We start from the raw sequence: 17,226 nt of genomic DNA on the forward strand, positions 1-17,226 counted from the left end.
CTTCATGCAGGCACCTCGGTGCGGCGGGCCACGCGCATCACGGCCGAGCGCGAACGCGCATTGGCGACGACCTCGGCCTCGCTGGGCTTGATGCGGCCCAGGGCTTCAAGGCGCATGGGTGTGGGCGCGGCAAAGGGTGCGCGCCGGTCATAGACTTCCTTGGAATGCCTGGCAATGAACTGCTTGACGATGCGGTCTTCCAGCGAGTGGAAGCTGATCACCACCAGGCGCCCGCCCGGCGCGAGCACGCGCAGGCTGGCCTCTAGCGCCTGTTCGAGTTCTTCAAGCTCGGCATTGATGAAAATCCGAAGAGCCTGGAATGTGCGTGTCGCTGGGTTCTGCCCAGCCTCGCGGGTCCGGACCGCGCCAGCCACGAGCTCGGCAAGCTCCGCGGTGTTGCGAAGGGGCCCCTGGCTTTCGCGCCGAGCAACAATCGCCTTTGCAATGGGGCCAGCAAACCGTTCTTCGCCGTAGTCACGTATCACCTCCGCAATCTGCTGGGCATCGGCTTCCGCCAGCCAGTCCGCCACGCTCTGACCGCGCGTGGTGTCCATGCGCATGTCCAGCGGACCCTCGAAGCGGAAGCTGAAGCCACGCTCGGGGTTGTCGATCTGGGGAGAGCTCACCCCCAGGTCCATCAGCACGCCCTGCACGCTGCCGGCCGGCAACTCGCCCAGGTGGCGAAACCCTTCGTGCCGAATCGAAAAACGCGCATCGGTGATGCGCGCTGCCTCTTCGATCGCGTCCGGGTCCTTGTCGAACGCCAGCAAGGTCCCGCCCGGCCCTAGCCGCTGGAGGATGCGCCGGGAATGCCCGCCTCGCCCGAACGTCGCGTCCACCCATTGCCCGGCAACGGGCTGCGCGGCGCCGCCCAGCAGCGCATCGACGGCCTCGTCGAGCAAAACGGTGATGTGTTGCAACGGCTGATTCAAGAGAACGCCTCTTTCCTAGAAAGCAAAATCCTGGAAGGCCGCAGGCATCTCTTCCTGCATGGCCTTCGCTTCATGTGCCTCATAAGTGGCCTTGTCCCACAGCTCGAAATGGTTGCCCATGCCCAGCAGCACGACCTCCTTGGTCAGACCCACGGCGTCGCGCAACTCGGGCGACACCAGCACACGGCCGGTGGCATCCATGTCCACGTCCATGGCGTTGCCCAGGAAGATGCGCTTCCACCACTGCGCCGACATGGGCAGCTGCGCGATCCGCTCGCGGAACTGCAGCCACTCCGTGCGCGGGAACAGCATCAGGCAACCATGGGGGTGTTTGGTGAGGGTGACCTGGCCCTGCGCCATGGCCAAGAGGGCGTCACGATGCCGGGTCGGCACAGACAGCCGCCCCTTGCCATCGAGATTCAGCGAGGACGCCCCTTGAAACACGGTCAGTCACCCCGGTCGGTTGGAGCCATCGCGTCCCGGAAATCGGGGCACAAAGGCAACTTTCACCACTTAATTGCACTTTTTTGCACTGTAGCAGCAATTTGGTGTTTCACAACCCGGGAATGGACAATTATTTGCAATGAAATCAACAACTTAGAGATCGAATGCAATGTGAGTGATGACAAAAAACCGAGACTTTACAAGCACTTAGGGGAGTGATTGCAAGTGAACTCTCAATCCCGGCAGGCAATTGCAACGATTCAATTCGCTGGCGACCGGGTGCAACTCGGGCCGGCCTCCTACAAAAAGTGACTGCCCGGCAATGCGGGCAGTCACTTCGATGGCGGCTGCTCGGCCGCCGGGGCAGGCTTCAGAGGATGAAGCGAGACAGGTCTTCGTCCTGGCTCAGGGACTGCAGGCGCTGGTCCACGTAGGCCGCGTCGATGGTGACGGTCTGCCCCGAAAGCTTGGCCGCATCGAAGCTGACCTCGTCCAGCAGCCGCTCCAGCACGGTGGACAGGCGGCGCGCGCCGATGTTCTCGGTGCGCTCGTTGACCTCGAAGGCGATGCCGGCCAGCCGGGTGATGCCTTCGGGCGTGAACTCCAGCGTGACGCCTTCGGTGGCCAGCAGCGCCTGGTACTGCTTGACCAGGGAGGCATGGGTCTGGGTGAGGATGGCCTCGAAGTCCTGGACCGACAGCGAGTCCAGCTCCACGCGGATCGGAAAGCGGCCCTGCAGCTCGGGGATGAGGTCGCTGGGCTTGGACAGGTGGAAGGCGCCGGAGGCGATGAACAGGATGTGGTCGGTCTTGACCACGCCGTACTTGGTGGAGACGCTGGTGCCCTCGACCAGGGGCAGCAGGTCGCGCTGCACGCCCTGGCGCGAAATGTCGGAGCCGCTGCTTTCCTGGCGCGTGGCGACCTTGTCGATCTCGTCGATGAAGACGATGCCGTTTTGCTCCGCATTGGCAATGGCGCGCGTGCGCACGTCTTCCTCGTTGACGAGCTTGGCCGCTTCCTCGTCGGTCAGCAGCTTCATGGCCTCGGCAATGCGCAGCTTGCGCGTCTTGCGCTTTTCCTGGCCCATGTGGCTGAACATGCCGCGCAGCTGCTCGGCCATCTCCTCCATGCCCTGCGGGCCCATGATCTGCACCTGGGGCGGCGCGTCGGCCACGTCGATATCGATTTCCTTGTCGTCGAGCTGGCCTTCGCGCAGCTTCTTGCGGAAAACCTGGCGGGCCGTGCTGTCGGCAGCCACCTCGCCGCTGCGGGCCTGGGGCACGAGCACGTCGAGGATGCGGTCCTCTGCAGCGTCTTCGGCGCGCAGGCGCAGCTTCTTCATGTCGGCCTCGCGCGTCTGCTTGACGGCGACCTCGGCCAGATCGCGGATGATGGCGTCCACGTCCTTGCCCACGTAGCCCACTTCGGTGAACTTGGTGGCCTCGACCTTGATGAAGGGCGCATCGGCCAGCCGCGCCAGGCGGCGCGCGATCTCGGTCTTGCCCACGCCGGTGGGGCCGATCATGAGGATGTTCTTGGGCGTGATCTCCTGGCGCAGGCCGTCGGCCACGTTCTGGCGGCGCCAGCGGTTGCGCAGCGCGATGGCCACGGCGCGCTTGGCGCCAGCCTGGCCGACGATGTGGCGGTCCAGTTCGGAGACGATCTCCTGGGGGGTCATGGCAGAGGACATGGTGTGTATTCGAAGCATTGCGCCGCCAGCCCCGCTTCCGTTACCTGGCCGCTGGCGGCTATCCGTTTCAATGGCCGGGCGAGAACCGCCCGCGCCGCGAGGGTCTCAGAGCGTCTCGACCGTATGGTGCATGTTGGTGTAGATGCACAGCTCGCCGGCAATCGCCAGCGACTTGCGCACGATCTCCTCGGCCGACAGCTCGGTGTTGGTCAGCAGCGCCTTGGCCGCCGAGTGCGCGTAGGCGCCACCCGATCCGATGGCCACGATGCCCTGCTCGGGCTCCAGCACATCGCCGTTGCCGGTGATGATCAGCGAGGCCGATGCATCGGCCACGGCCAGCATGGCCTCCAGCCGGCGCAGCACGCGGTCGGTGCGCCAGTCCTTGGTCAGCTCGATGGCCGCGCGCGTCAGATGGCCCTGGTGCTTTTCCAGCTTGGCCTCGAAGCGCTCGAACAGCGTGAAGGCGTCGGCCGTGGCGCCGGCAAAGCCGGCCAGCACCTTGCCGTGGTAGAGCTTGCGCACCTTGCGCGCCGTACCCTTGACGACGATGTTGCCCAATGTGACCTGGCCATCGCCACCGATGGCGACCTGCACGCCTTCGGGGGTCTGCCGGCGCACGCTGATGATGGTGGTGCCGTGATACTGTTCCATAGCGGTGCCAGATGAGGGCGGCTCCCGTCTTCTCAAGAGCCCCTCCAAAGAATGCCGCCGCTCGGCAGGTCAGTCCCGTCTCGGCGTTACCTGCGCATGCTCCTGGATGCCGATCACATTGAAGAATACGGCCACCAGCTGGTGCAGCTGGCCGAACTGCAGCACATGGCCCAGCGACTGCATGTGGGCCGCCCAGTTGAGCACGGAGCCGGCCGCCGCAAAGTCCATGCGCACCAGCTGGGTGCAGTCGATGAACACCGGCTCGCCCAGGCTGGCGCCTTCCTGCACCGGGTCCAGCCAGGTGGAGGCATCGCCTTCGATGGTGCCGGACAGCGCAAATCGCACGGTATCCGCCGGGGCGGCAGCGCCCGGCTGCACAGGGGCTTGTGCACCGCCGGACTCGACGGCTTGCGTCAGGCACTGGCAGACCGGGTCCGCCCAGGCAGGTGGCGAGACTTCGTAGGTCACGCAGTAGTCCAGGGCCACCAGCTCGAAATCATCCTGCCGGTTCATCAGGCGCAGCACGGCCATGCGCAGGCGCCACCACAGCGTATCCACAGCGGAGTCGCCCGAGGGAGCCAGCGCGCCCAGCAGCGCCTGCAGCCGGTCCGCGTTGAGCAGCACGAATACGCCCTGGGAATCGGCCCATTGCTGAAGCAGCGCCTCCAAGGCGGTGGCTGCCGCCTCGTCGATGTGGGTCACGGCAGCCCAGTCCAGGGTCCAGGGACCGGCGGCCTTGGCCTGGGAGGCCTTCAGCGCCGTGACGGCGCTGGGCGTGACCTGGGCGGGAGCGCTCCAGCGCCAGCCGCGCCCTGCCGCTGCGCCGGGAAGGGGCGCCATCGCGGCGGTGCGCTGCTGCGGCATCGCGAACCACTGGGGAGCGGAGCGGCCGAAGCGCGCCGCGAATTCAATGCCGGCCTTGTCGAACTGCAGCGGGCGATCGGCCGCGCGGTACAGGTCCAGCAAGGCCAGCCAGACCGGCAGCTGCGCAGGCACATCGCGCCGCTCGATCAGCTCCAGCATGCCCTGCTCGGCGCCGTCCACGTCGCCATTGGCAAAGAGGATGGCCGGCTCTTCGAGGTCGGGATCGTGCTCGAACACCACGAAGGATGGCGGCACCATGTCCATGGGCTGCGGGGCAGAGACCTCGGTGGCCGCGAAGGCGGGCAGGAAATCGGTCGCTCCCTCCAATGGCCGCAGGGGGCGGGCCATGGGCATGGAATCCATGAGGGGAGCCGTGGAGACGGACGGCACCTGCGGCGCAGGTGCCAGGCTCATGGGCAAGGTGGTGGCAAAGGCCGCCACATCGCCGGCCGAGGCAATGGCCGCAGGCACCACGTCGCTGAGCATGGGGATCTGGCCCGGCGGCGGCTGCTTGCGAAACGACGCCGGCGCGGGGTTGCCGCCAGCGGGCAGCGCCATGGGAATGGTGGTGGCGTCGGCCGCCTGCTTGCCCCGCCACCATTGCTGGGACATCTGGGCCTCGATCTCGTCGATCTTCTTGAGCGTGACGGCGCGCTCGCCGGAGGATTTGGAGCTCAGCAGGCTGCTGAGGAATTGCGAGCCCTGTGCAGCCGGTCCGGGCACGCCGACACCGACAGATGCGCTGCCCGGCCGGGAGGCCTGTTGCAACTCGGCCTGGCGCAGGCGGCGCAGCTGGTCGAATTCGCGCTTGCGTACGAAGTCGTTGCGGCGCTTGCGCTCGATCATTTCCTTGAGCGCCTGCTTGCTGTACTGGCTCTCCTGGTCAGCGTCGAGGCCGTCGAGATCGGACCAATTGACCGTCGGGTGGCGCACAAAGCGCACCACCTTGGACAACAACCCTCCCGATTTGCTGCTCTCTTCTTTTGCCATGGCGAATCAGATTAGCACCACCGTTCCGAAGGCCGTTGCCGCAACTCAATCTCCGTACATCTTCTGCTTGAGCTCGCGTCGCTGCTGGGCCTCCAGCGACAGCGTGGCCGTGGGACGGGCCAGCAGGCGGCCCACGCCGATGGGCTCGCCGGTTTCGTCGCAGTAGCCGTAGTCGCCTGCGTCGATGCGTGCAATGGATTGCTCGATCTTCTTGAGCAGCTTGCGCTCGCGATCGCGGGTGCGCAGTTCCAGCGCGTGCTCTTCCTCGATGGTGGCGCGGTCGGCCGGATCGGGAACCACCACGGTGTCCTCGCGCAGGTTTTCTGCCGTCTCGCCCGCGTTGGTGTGCATGTCGTGCTTGAGAGTGAGCAGCTTCAGGCGGAAAAACGCCATCTGCTTCTCATTCATGTAGTCGTCATCGGACATGGCCAGCACTTCGGCATCCGTCAGCTCCTCCGCCGACTTGGTCTTCCAGGCATTGGCCAGCTTGGGGTCTCGTTTCGTCGATCCCGACGAAGGCGTTTGCGTAGTGGTAGGCATAGTGTTGGTTTCGCTAACTTAGTCCGAGCCGGGGGCATCGGACGGGGCCATGGATGGTACTGTCAATCGAGGCGCCCGGGTCGAATGCCATGTAGGACAGCCGATCGCCGCAGTTGCGGAACCTGCCGGCTTCCCCTTGCGGCGGGGTGCGGCAATCCAGGCCGTGCGGCGGCCGTGCGTGCAAAGAGCCCTTTTCCAGCCGGCGCGGGAGGCCAGGTCGACGACGCCGACCGCAGTGCGGACCGCGGCCTTCTGGCTTGCAGCCGGGGCCTGGGCGGCCACTGACGGCTTCTTGCTGGATTCGGCGCTCACTTGCTGTCTCCTCACGGTATGGGCGACCCCTGCGGGGCAGTCCATTGGGCTTGGGGGCTCTCTTCAGGGGCGCGATTGTATCGATGCTCTACAGGAGCGCAAGCCGTTGCACATACCCCACATGAAAGCAGAGGAGCCGCCTGCAGATGCGGGCGGCTCCTGCGTCAATCAGATGTCAGCAAAAAACCATGTGATTCCTCACAAAAGTTCACAGACGGCTCAGACCAGGCACTGCTCCAGGCCCTGCAGGAAGATGTCCTGGGGCAGGTCGATGCCGATGAAGACCATCTTGCTCTGGCGCTTTTCGTCTTCGGCCCATTGCGGTCCCAGGTCGCTGCCCATGAGCTGGTGCACCCCCTGGAAGATGACCTTGCGCTCCGTGCCCTGCATGTTCAGCACGCCCTTGTAGCGCAGCATGCGCGGGCCATAGATGTTGACGATGGCGCCCAGGAAGTCCTCCAGGCGGGCCGGGTCGAACGCCCGGTCGGCACGGTAGACGAAGCTCTTGACGTCGTCATCGTGGTGATGGTGGTGAGGATGATTGCAGTGTTCGCCGTGCTCGTGATCATGGGCGTGGCTGTGGGCGTGGTCGTGCCCGCAGTTCTCGTCGTGCTCGTGGTCATGGCTGCAGTGCTCGCCATGCTCGTGCTTGTGATCATGGCCGTGGTCGTGATCGTCTTCCTTGAGGAAGTCGGGATCGATGTCCAGCTTGGCATTGAGGTTGAAGCCACGCAGGTCGAAGACTTCGTTCAGGGGCACTTCGCCGAAATGCACGGCGCGGATGGGCGCGCGCGGGTTCATGTGCTTGAGGCGGTGGATGAGCGCGTTCTTCTCGTCCTCGCTGACCAGATCGGTCTTGGACAGGAAGAGCTGGTCGGCAAAGCCGACCTGGCGGCGCGCTTCCTGGCGGTCGTCCAGCTGCTGGTTGGCGTGCTTGGCGTCGACCAGGGTCAGGATGGAGTCGATGAGATAGGTCTCGGCGATCTCGTCGTCCATGAAGAAGGTCTGGGCGACGGGGCCGGGATCGGCCAGGCCCGTGGTCTCGATCACGATGCGGTCGAACTCCACCAGGCCCTTGCGGCGCTTGGAGGCCAGCAGCTGCAGGGTCTCGCGCAGGTCTTCGCGGATGGTGCAGCAGATGCAGCCGTTGCTCATCTGCAGGATCTGCTCCTTGGACTCCGTCTTGAGAATGTCGGTGTCGATGTTTTCCTCGCCGAACTCGTTCTCGATCACGGCGATCTTCATGCCGTGGGACTCGCTGAGCACGCGCTTGAGCAGCGTGGTCTTGCCCGAGCCCAGGAAGCCGGTAAGGATGGTGACGGGAATCAGTGCCATGGGATTGCTTTCAGAAAATTCAGCAAAGGGAAGCGGCAAGGCCCGTCCACCATGGACGGGCCTTGTCGAAAAGACGTTCCGAATAAGTTTAGCGAGCCTGTCAAGTGCTGTTTTGCCAGAGGGCTTGGCCTTTTTTATTCGAGGTTGTCCTTTTCAGGGGTTTCGCCGATTTCGCCGACTTGCCTGCTGTCGCCGCTCTTGCGGCGCGCGCGCGGGTGGGCGCTCTCGTAGGCCTGGGCCAGATGCTGGAAATCCAGGCGCGTGTAAATCTGCGTGGTCGAGATGCTGGCGTGGCCCAGCAGCTCCTGCACGGCGCGCAGATCGCCACTGGACTGCAGCATGTGGCTGGCGAACGAATGCCGCAGCACATGGGGATGGACACTGGCCGACAGGCCGGCCTGCTGCCCGCGCTGGCGCAGCCGCGCCCAGACCGACTGCGCGCCCAGGCGCTCGCCGCGCCGGCCGATGAAAAGGGCGGGTTCGTGTTGCGCAGCCTGCGCGGCCGCACCCGCAAGACCCGTTTCCCGAAGGTCCAGCCAGCGCTGCAGCGCCTGCAGCGCGGCCGCTCCCACGGGCACGGTGCGGCGCTTGCCGCCCTTGCCCTGCACGTGGGCGTCGGCGGACTGCAGGTCTATCCAGCCACGGCCCTGGCGCTGCGTGTCCTGGCCGGGGGCCACGTCCAGCCCCACCAGTTCGCCCACGCGCAGGCCGCAGCTGTACAGCAATTCGGTGATGGCGGCGTCGCGCGCCTCGATCCAGGGGTCGGCATCGGCGTTGCTGAAGGCGGCCAGCTGCACGGCGTCATCCACGCCCAATGCCTTGGGCAGGGGTTTGGGGGCCTTGGGGCCGCGCACGCCCTCCACAGGATTGAAAGGCACCAGCGACTGCTGGGCCGCCCAGCGGAAGAAGCTGCGCCAGCCGGACAGGATGAGCGCAATGCCGCGCGGGCTGCGGCCCCGGGAATGCATCCGGGCCACGAAGCGGCGGATATGGGCGGGCTGCAGCGCCAGCAGTTCCAGGCCGGCGTCGCGGGCCATGACGCACAGCCGGCCCATGTCCAGCGCATAGAGCTCGCAGGTGCGGTCGGCCAGGCGCTTTTGCACGCGCACATGCTCCAGATAGGCATGGACGGCGGAGGGGAGCAGCGCCAGGTCCTCCGCCTCCAGATCCTCTGCCGGAAGGCCGCCTTCCGGGAGCCCGTCCCTGTCCGATGCCCCCGGCATGGGCTTTCAGCCGATCAGCCGCGCGCCAGGGTCAGCGCCACGGGCCGCATGCGCGAGAGGGCCGCGCTGGCCAGGGCCGCGATGCGCGAGAGGAATTCCGTGCCCATGGTTGCCTCGAAGCGCAGCGGATCGGGCGAGCCCAGGACCAGCATGCCGAAGGCATGGGCCGGGTTGCCGGGGTCGCCATCGTGCAGGGTGAGCAGGGCCAGGGACTGGGCCGCGTCGGGATCGACCAGCCAGCCGCCGGGCTCGAAGCCCATGTTGGGGCCGCAAAACGGCATGGTCAGCGAGGCAGCGAAGGACTTGGCATCGTCGCTGACGCCCATGGTGTAGATGCTGCTGGTCTGCGCGCCGGAGACGTTCCACAGGCGCAGGGCCACCTGGGGCACCTCGAAGACATGCTGCAGGCTGGCCGTCAGCGCATGGGGCAGTTCGCGCAGGTCCTGGACCTTGGCCAGGGCGCAGCTCCAGGCGTGCAGCTTGTCGGCGATGGAGGCGTTCTCGCTGCTGTGCCGCATCATGTCCATGATGCGGTGCTCCAGGCCCTTGATCTTCTCGCGCAGCATCTCGGCCTGGCGTTCCTGCAGGCTGACGGTGCGCGGGCTGTGGCTGCTGACCAGCTGCACGCGCGCGAGCATCTCGGCGTGGCGCTCGAAGAATTCCGGATGGTTCAGCAGGTAGTCGGCAATCGTCTCTTCGGTGACGGCGATATCGGTAGTGCTGTTCATGGCTGGTCGGGAACCTCGATCTGTCCTTCAAAAACAAACTCTGCGGGGCCGGTCATGCGCACTGCGCCGCCGTCCCACTCGATGGTCAGCCGGCCGCCGCGGGTGTGCACATCGACGCGCGCGTCGAGCAGCCCCCAGCGGATGCCGGCCACCACGGCCGCGCAGGCGCCCGTGCCGCAGGCCAGCGTCTCGCCGGCACCGCGCTCGTACACACGCAGCCGGATCTGGCCGCGATCGACGATCTGCATGAATCCCGCATTGACGCGCTGGGGAAAGCGCGCATGGCGCTCGATCAGCGGGCCCCAGGTGGCCACGGGCGCATGGTCCACATCGTCCACCAGCTGCACCGCATGCGGGTTGCCCATGGAAACGGGGGCGATCCAGACCGTGGCTTCGTCGCCCAGTTGCAGGGGCCATTGCTGCGCCGCACCCAGCGGGCGGGGAACCAGGCCTGCACCATCGAAGGGCACCAGGGCGGGCTCCAGCACGGGCTGGCCCATGTCCACGGTGACGCGGCCATCGGCATGCAGCTCGGGGGCGATGAGGCCGGCCAGCGTCTGCACGCGGATGACGGACTTGTCCGTCAGTCCCTTGTCGTGCACATAGCGGGCAAAGCAGCGCGCGCCGTTGCCGCACTGCTCGACCTCGCCGCCGTCGGCGTTGTGGATCACGTATTCGAAGTCGATGCCTTCGGCGGGCGAGGGCCGCACCGTGAGGATCTGGTCGGCGCCCACGCCGAATTGGCGGTGGGCCAGAAAGCGGTACTGGGCTGCGCTCAGGCCCAGCGGGCCGGCGGTTTCGTCAAGGACCACGAAATCGTTGCCAGCGCCCTGCATCTTGGTAAAGCGGATCTGCATCCCGCGATTATCCCCTGCACGGCAGCCTCATGGCGCAATCCGGGGCATGCCCTGGTGCAGAGCGCCATCCAGCCGCCTGCGTCTCCGGCGCAACAGCACGATGCAGGTCCATCCGCATAATGCCCCCATGACCCGCCCCAGCCAGCTCCTGCACCCCCAGCGCCAGCCCGTAGACACGCTCAAGGCCTCCACCGTTTTGCTGATGCGCGACCGCGCCGATGGCAGCGGACTGGAAGTGCTCATGACAAGGCGCTCGCCCAAGGCCAGCTTCGTGCCCAGCGCCTATGTCTTCCCGGGCGGCGGCATCGAGGCCCAGGACGCCGCCGACGCCGCCCATGCCTGCGCCAGCACCCGCCCCGCGCAGGCCGGCCATGGCCTGCGCGTCACCCAGGCCATCGCCGGCCTGCGCGAGACTTTCGAGGAGCTCGGCATTTTGCTGGCCCACGATGCCCAGGGCCGACCGGTATCGGCCGCCGAGCTGGCCACGCTGGACCGCAATGCTCCCCTGGTTCCCCAGTGCGAGGCACGCGGCCTGCGCCTGGCCGTGGATGCGCTGTGGTACCTGGCCCACTGGACGGCCGACCGCGACCTGCCCCGGCGCTTCGATGTGCCTTTCTTCGTGGCGCGCATGCCCGAAGGCCAGGAGCCTGACGCCGACGGATCGGAACAGTTCGAGCCCATCTGGGTGAGCCCCCAGCAAGCGCTGGAGCGCCACCGCGCCGGCAGCTTTCCCATGATCTTTCCCACCATCCGCACGCTGGACCGGCTCAGCCGCTTCGCGGGCACCGATGCCGTGTTCGCCGCCCTGCAAGGCGAGCGGCCGCTGTGGCAGTGCTGCCCGCGCACCGGCTTTCTCGATGGCAAGGAAGCCCGCCACATGGAGGACGAGGCCCCCTTCGGCGAGCTGGAAATGGTCTGCCCGGACGGCCAGATCCTGCACACGCTGGACTGGCAGAGCGAGCGCGCCGTGCCCCTGCGCAAGAACCTGCTGCGCCTGACGGCCCCCAACCCCGGCGTGATGACCGGCCCCGGCACCAACAGCTATCTGGTGGGCGATGCCGCCACGGGCTACATCTGCATCGATCCCGGCCCGGCCGACGCCGCGCATGTGCAGCGCCTGTTCGAGGCGGCCGGCGGCGACATACGCCACATCCTATGCACCCACTCCCATGCCGACCATTCGCCGGGCGCTGCCCTGCTGCAGGCGCTGGCGGTGCAGGCCGGCAAGCCACGCCCGGCCATCGGCGGCCTGCCTTCGGCACCCACGGCCCGGCCGGCCAGCCGCTTCACGCCAGACCACGTGCTGGCAGATGGCCAGCGCATCGCCGTGCAGGATGCGCAAGGCACCGTCACCCACACGCTGCAGGCCGTGTTCACGCCGGGCCATGCGGCCAACCACGTGTGCTTTCTGCTGGAGGAAGATGCCCTGCTGTTCAGCGGCGACCACATCCTCAACGGCAGCACCACCATCATCGATCCGCCCGACGGCAACATGCGCGAGTACATCGATTCGCTGGACAGGCTGGACGCGCTGTGCGCCGCGCACGATGCGCGCTTCATCCTGCCGGCCCATGGCTATGTGCTGGGCTTTGCGCGCCAGGCGATCGCCAAGCTGAAGGCCCACCGGCTGGCGCGCGAGGCCAAGGTGCTGGCCGCCATGCAAAGACAGCCCGACGGCAGCGTGCAGGACTGGGTGCGGCTGGCCTATGACGACGCCCCGCCGCAGCTGTGGCCGATTGCCGAGCGCTCGCTGCTGGCGCATGTGGAGCGCATCCGTGCGCTGTGCGGGCGGCAATGACCAGCAATGACCGGCAATGACCGACGACGCGCGCGGGGCCTGGTATCTGGTTAAGCTGCGCGCATGTCTGAATCTGAAAGCGTTCGCCTGGCCAAGCGCCTGGCCGAACAGGAACAATGCTCGCGCCGCGAGGCCGAGCTGCATATCACCGCCGGCAACGTCCAGGTGGACGGCAAGGTCGTGCAACTGCCCGAGACGCGCGTGCGCCCCGAGCAGCAGGTCACGCTGCGCAGCGGCGCCCAGCCCGAGGCCGTGCCGCCCGTCACCCTGCTGATGAACAAGCCTGCGGGCTATACCCAGGGCCGGCCCTATGGCCGGGTGCGCAGCGCCCACTCCCTGCTGGGCGAAGCCAGCATGGCCCAGGTGGACACGCCCATGCCGCTGCTGGTGCTGGCCCAGCACTTCAAGAACCTGGAATCCTTCCTGCCCCTGCCGCTGCCGGCCAGCGGCCTCATCGTCTACACCCAGGACAAGCGCGTGGCGCGCAAGCTGGGGGAGGAAGGCATGTGGCTGGAGCAGGAATGCATCGTCGGCGTCGAGGGCCAGATCCACGAGGACGGCCTGGAGCTGATGAAGGCCGGCCTGCCGATCGGCAAGCGCCAGCTGCCGCCCTGCCGCGTGAGCTGGCAGAACGAGAACCACCTGCGCTTTGCGCTCAAGGGCATCGCCCCCGACGAGATCGACGCCATGTGCACCGAAGTGGGCCTGCGCGTGGTCAGCCTGCGCCGCCTGCGCATTGGCCGCCTCTCTCTGGCCAAGGTGCCCGAAGGCCAGTGGCGCTACCTGATGCCCTGGGAGCGGTTCTAGGCCGGCATTGCCGGGTGCGCGGCGGGCAGCACATTCGGCAAATGAGAATCATTTCATAGAATGCGGGATTCCCGTGCTGCCTTCGGGCCTCCCGCATGCCTGCGCCCGCCTCTTCCTCTTCTTCCCTGCTGAGCACCTTCCAGGACAGCTACCACGAGCTGGTGCGCTTCGTGGCGCGCCGCGCCGGCCCGCAGGCCGCGCGTGACCTGGTGCATGACGCCTGGATACGCCTGGCCGAACGCCAGCGCGGCGAAAGCGATGCGCCCGCCGCGCCGGACAGTCCGCTAGGCGCCAGCCGCGCCTATCTCTACGCGGTGATGGAGAACATCGCCATCGACCACCTGCGCCATGGCCAGCGCACGGCCGAGCGCTTTGACACCAGCGCGAGGGAAGGCGAGCCGCCCTCCCCCCTCAGCCCCGATGTGGCCGACACCCATTCCTACCGCCAGGCCCTGGCCGGGGTCGAAGGCGCCCTGGCGCAGCTGCCGGCGCGCTGCCGCGACATCTTCCTGGCCGACCGCATCGAGGGCGCCTCGCATGCCGAACTGGCCGAGCGCCACGGCGTCTCGGTCAAAACCGTGGAACGCGAGGTCATGCGCGCCATGGACAGCGTGGAAGCCTCGCTGCGCCGCTGGCGCGGAGAAACCGCCGCACCCGCACCACGCACGGGCCGCCGCCGCGCCCTGTCCACCCTGCTGGGGATGGCGGGCCTGGGTGTCGGCAGCCCGGCATTGTGGCTGGCCTGGCGCCAGTGGATGCCGCAGTACCAGGTGCGACTGGCCACGGCCACCGGCCGCCTGCTGAACCAGCCCCTGCCCGACGGCAGCACCCTGACGCTGGACGCCGCCAGCCGTGCCGAGGTGGACTTCTACGCCACGCGCCGCCAGGTGCGGCTGCTGGCCGGCAGCGCCTTCTTCGCCGTGGCGCGCGACACGGAACGGCCCTTCGTGGTCCAGGCAGCGGACGTACAGGTCACCGTGCTGGGCACGCGCTTCGAGGTGGCGCTGGAGGACGATGCGGTGCTGGTCGCCGTCGATGCGGGCCGCGTGCAGGTGCGCGACGGCAGCGGCGCCCGGCATGCACTGGGCGCAGGCCAGATGCTGCGCCTGGCGCCAGGCCAGACGGCCGCCGTGCAAACGGTTGCGGCAGTGGCCGCCTGGCGCGAGGGCTGGCTGGACTTCCAGAACACGCCGCTGGCCGAGGTCGCCCGCCGCCTGGAGCGCTACAGCCTGCAGCCACTGCGCGTGGAGCCCGACGCCGCCGCCCTGCCCGTGCTGGGGCGCGTGCGCATTGCGGCGGCCCAGGGCTGGCTGCGCATGCTCCCGCGCACCCTGCCGGTCAGCGTGCAGGAAGAGGAACAGGGCCCGGGAAGCGGGCGCACCCTGGTCATCCGCCGCCGCAGCTGATGCGCCCATAGCCCCGGAATGCACGTCGCATGCGCACCAGGCATGAGGGAATGCCTGCGCCCGTTCGTATAGGCATGAGGACCCGGGAACGCGACGCATTCGCAGCCCGGGAATCGCCATTGCCCAGATCCGCCACGGGACCTTCCATGTCTTCATTCCCCTCCAAGCCTTCCCGCCTTGCCTGCAGCCTTGCCCGCCACCATGCCGTTGCCGCGGGCATCGCGCTGCTGGCCCTGCAGCTGTCTCCAGCCGCACTGGCCCAGGCGGCACAGGCCACAGCCACGGCCGCCAGCACCGACTTCCACATTCCCGCCCAGCCGCTGGACCAGGCGCTGGCCCAACTGGCCCGCCAGGCCGGCCTGCAACTGCTGGCTGCGCCTGAACTGGTGCAGGTCCGCCGCGCGCCCGCCGTGGAAGGGCGCCTGAGCACCGCCGCCGCCGTGGCCCGGCTGCTGCGCGGCAGCGGGCTGAAAGGCCATGTGAGCGAGGGCACGCTGGTGGTGGAAAAGCCCGCCGGCACCGTGGCCCTGCCCGAAGTCACGGTGTCCGCCGTGGGCGAGACCACGACCACCGAGGGCTCGGGCTCCTACACCACGGGGCTGATGAGCACCTCGACCAAGCTGCCGCTGTCCATCCGCGAGACGCCCCAGTCCCTCACCGTGGTCACGCGCCAGAAGATGGACGACCAGGGCATGCTGTCCATCGACGACGTGGCCAACAGCGCCACCGGCATCACCATCAACCGCTGGAGCGACGACCGGGCGCGCTATTTCTCGCGCGGCTTCGTGATCGGTTCGTTCCTGCAGGACGGCGTGCCCGTCTCGTATGAAACCGACACCTCCACCTACGACACCATGGCCATGTACGACCACGTGGAAGTGGTGCGCGGCCCCACGGGGCTGATGACGGGCGTGGGCGACCCTTCGGGCACCATCAACTTCGTGCGCAAGCGCGCGCCGCGCACCACCCAGCGCTCGGTCACCCTGCGCGGCGGCAGCTGGAACCAGGCCGTGGGCGAGGTCGATGTGGGCGGCGCCCTCAACGAGGACGGCTCGGCGCGCGGGCGTGTGGTGGCCTCGGCCCAGTCGCGTGACCACTTCATCGATGGCTATAGCAGCCGCCGCCAGCTGCTGTACGGCACCGCCGAGTTCGACCTGGGGCGCGACACCACGCTGAGCGTGGGCGGCTCCTATGTGAACGAAGACAACCCCGGCTCGCAATGGATGGGCGTGCCCATGGGCTTCGATGGATCCTTCCTCGACATTGCGCGATCCAGGCGTTTCTCGCCCTCCTGGAGCAAATGGGACAAGAAGGAGGTCAGCCTGTTCGCCGACCTGGAGCACCGCTTCGACAACGGCTGGAAGGCCAGGCTGGCTGCGCGCGCCCTGCAGGCCCAGTCCGCGCTGGACGGCGCCTACCTGGTCTCGGGCGGCCAGGACGAACAGGGCCGCACGCGCTACGACGTGGCCGGCGGCCTGTACGACTACGACAAGCGCCAGCTCAGCCTCGATGCCTCGGCCCAGGGCCCCGTGCGCCTGTTCGGCCGCGAGCATGACCTGGCCTTCGGCCTCAGCCGACGCACCATCCGCTGGAGCGACCAGGGCTACAGCTACCTGTCGCCCACGGGGGAATGGCTGATCGCCAATGGCGTCGATCCCTATACCTGGAACCCCGACTCGCTGGACCGCTCCGGCCTGCTGGCCGAAGACCTGTGGACGCGCCGCCAGAAGACCACGCTGACCTCGGCCTACGCCACGGGCCGCTTCCTGCTGGCCGAGCCACTGAACCTGATCGCCGGCGCGCGCCTTGACTGGTACGACTTCACCAACGTCCAGCGCCAGGGCAGCTGGAGCCGGGAGCGCGAATTCAGCGAGAAAGCCCATGCCACGCCCTATGCGGCGCTGACCTATGACATCAACAAGACCTACTCGGCCTATGCCAGCTACACCAGCATCTTCCGGCCGCAGGATTTTCTGGATGTCTCGGGCAGCATGCTGGCGCCGGTGGAGGGCCGCAATTTCGAGCTGGGCCTCAAGGGCAGCTACCTGGACGAGCGCGTGAACCTGGCCGTTGCCGTGTTCAACACCACGCAGGACAACCTGCCCCAGGCCATCGCGGACATCAACTCCTGCACGGTGAAGACCAATTGCTACCGCTCCGTCGGCAAGGTCAGGAGCAAGGGGCTGGACGTGGACATCAGCGGCGAGATCCTGCCGCGCCTGAACGCCGGCCTTGGCTATACCTTCACCCAGGCCGAGATCGCCAGCGACAGCACCGAAGGCGCCAAGGGCGCGCCCTATGCCAGCTACACGCCGCGCCACCAGCTCAAGCTGTCGGCCATGTACCACCTGGGCGGCGAGCTGGGCGCATGGCGCGTGGGCGGCGGCCTGCGCTACCAGAGCCGCACCACGTCCGAGTCGCTGACCAGCGCCGAAGGCTATGCAATCCGCCAGTCCGCCCATGCCGTGGCCGACCTGGTCATCGGCTATCGGGTGAACCGGCAGCTGGACCTGCAGATGAACGTCAGCAACCTGTTCGACCGCCGCTACTTCGAGACCCTGGGCACGAACAACGGCGGCAACTATTTCGGCGTGCCGCGCAGGCTGCTGCTGACGGCCAAATACCAGTTCTGAACCGCCCATGAAAATG

14 protein-coding genes are annotated in these 17,226 nt (G+C 67.5%); 4 read left to right on the forward strand and 10 right to left on the reverse strand.

Annotated features, from left to right (window positions below; translation table 11 throughout):
• Window positions 1-2: 2 nt before the first annotated feature.
• The 10 genes from rsmH to dapF all read right to left on the reverse strand — a co-directional run bounded on the left by rsmH (window position 3) and on the right by dapF (window position 10,566).
• On the reverse strand, window positions 3-932 hold the full coding sequence (gene rsmH, locus U6958_RS29150; protein WP_074922722.1) for a 16S rRNA (cytosine(1402)-N(4))-methyltransferase RsmH: 930 nt from the start codon (window positions 930-932) through the stop codon (window positions 3-5).
• A gap of 15 nt (window positions 933-947) precedes the next feature.
• Window positions 948-1,376 carry a division/cell wall cluster transcriptional repressor MraZ gene (mraZ, locus tag U6958_RS29155; RefSeq protein WP_026062826.1) on the reverse strand — a complete coding sequence of 143 codons (429 nt, stop codon included), beginning with the start codon at window positions 1,374-1,376 and terminating at the stop codon, window positions 948-950.
• Between the two features lie 370 nt (window positions 1,377-1,746).
• Window positions 1,747-3,066, reverse strand: a complete 1,320-nt coding sequence (gene hslU, locus U6958_RS29160; RefSeq protein WP_193726172.1) for an ATP-dependent protease ATPase subunit HslU — start codon at window positions 3,064-3,066, stop codon at window positions 1,747-1,749.
• A 105-nt stretch (window positions 3,067-3,171) separates the two neighbouring features.
• On the reverse strand, window positions 3,172-3,717 hold the full coding sequence (gene hslV, locus U6958_RS29165; RefSeq protein WP_016448040.1) for an ATP-dependent protease subunit HslV: 546 nt from the start codon (window positions 3,715-3,717) through the stop codon (window positions 3,172-3,174).
• Window positions 3,718-3,786: 69 nt separating this feature from the next.
• Window positions 3,787-5,571 carry an STAS domain-containing protein gene (locus tag U6958_RS29170; protein ID WP_016453128.1) on the reverse strand — a complete coding sequence of 595 codons (1,785 nt, stop codon included), beginning with the start codon at window positions 5,569-5,571 and terminating at the stop codon, window positions 3,787-3,789.
• 45 nt (window positions 5,572-5,616) lie between these two features.
• Window positions 5,617-6,111, reverse strand: coding sequence for an RNA polymerase-binding protein DksA (dksA, locus tag U6958_RS33360; RefSeq protein WP_016448042.1), 495 nt, complete (start codon window positions 6,109-6,111; stop codon window positions 5,617-5,619).
• Window positions 6,112-6,642: 531 nt separating this feature from the next.
• Window positions 6,643-7,758, reverse strand: coding sequence for a GTP-binding protein (locus U6958_RS29180; RefSeq protein WP_016448043.1), 1,116 nt, complete (start codon window positions 7,756-7,758; stop codon window positions 6,643-6,645).
• Window positions 7,759-7,892: 134 nt separating this feature from the next.
• Window positions 7,893-8,981, reverse strand: a complete 1,089-nt coding sequence (locus U6958_RS29185) for a tyrosine recombinase XerC (protein WP_074922717.1) — start codon at window positions 8,979-8,981, stop codon at window positions 7,893-7,895.
• A 14-nt stretch (window positions 8,982-8,995) separates the two neighbouring features.
• Window positions 8,996-9,709, reverse strand: a complete 714-nt coding sequence (locus tag U6958_RS29190) for a DUF484 family protein (RefSeq protein WP_016448045.1) — start codon at window positions 9,707-9,709, stop codon at window positions 8,996-8,998.
• Complete coding sequence (gene dapF / locus U6958_RS29195; protein ID WP_016448046.1) at window positions 9,706-10,566, reverse strand: diaminopimelate epimerase; 861 nt, start codon at window positions 10,564-10,566, stop codon at window positions 9,706-9,708. Before dapF ends, U6958_RS29190 begins: the two co-directional genes overlap by 4 nt.
• A 127-nt stretch (window positions 10,567-10,693) precedes the next feature.
• On the opposite strand from dapF, the gene U6958_RS29200 reads away from it, so the two are divergent.
• From U6958_RS29200 to U6958_RS29215, 4 genes are all read left to right on the forward strand, one after another.
• A complete protein-coding gene (locus U6958_RS29200) occupies window positions 10,694-12,364 on the forward strand; it encodes an MBL fold metallo-hydrolase (RefSeq protein ID WP_074922715.1) in 1,671 nt (556 codons plus the stop codon).
• A 63-nt stretch (window positions 12,365-12,427) separates the two neighbouring features.
• Window positions 12,428-13,171 carry a pseudouridine synthase gene (locus tag U6958_RS29205; RefSeq protein WP_012203381.1) on the forward strand — a complete coding sequence of 248 codons (744 nt, stop codon included), beginning with the start codon at window positions 12,428-12,430 and terminating at the stop codon, window positions 13,169-13,171.
• A gap of 95 nt (window positions 13,172-13,266) precedes the next feature.
• Window positions 13,267-14,577 carry a sigma-70 family RNA polymerase sigma factor gene (locus tag U6958_RS29210; RefSeq protein WP_074922712.1) on the forward strand — a complete coding sequence of 437 codons (1,311 nt, stop codon included), beginning with the start codon at window positions 13,267-13,269 and terminating at the stop codon, window positions 14,575-14,577.
• Window positions 14,578-14,723: 146 nt separating this feature from the next.
• A complete protein-coding gene (locus U6958_RS29215) occupies window positions 14,724-17,210 on the forward strand; it encodes a TonB-dependent siderophore receptor (RefSeq protein ID WP_074922710.1) in 2,487 nt (828 codons plus the stop codon).
• The last annotated feature ends 16 nt before the right edge of the window (window positions 17,211-17,226 follow it).

The organism is Delftia lacustris, from assembly GCF_040267515.1.
GTDB classification, from domain to species: domain Bacteria; phylum Pseudomonadota; class Gammaproteobacteria; order Burkholderiales; family Burkholderiaceae_C; genus Comamonas; species Comamonas tsuruhatensis.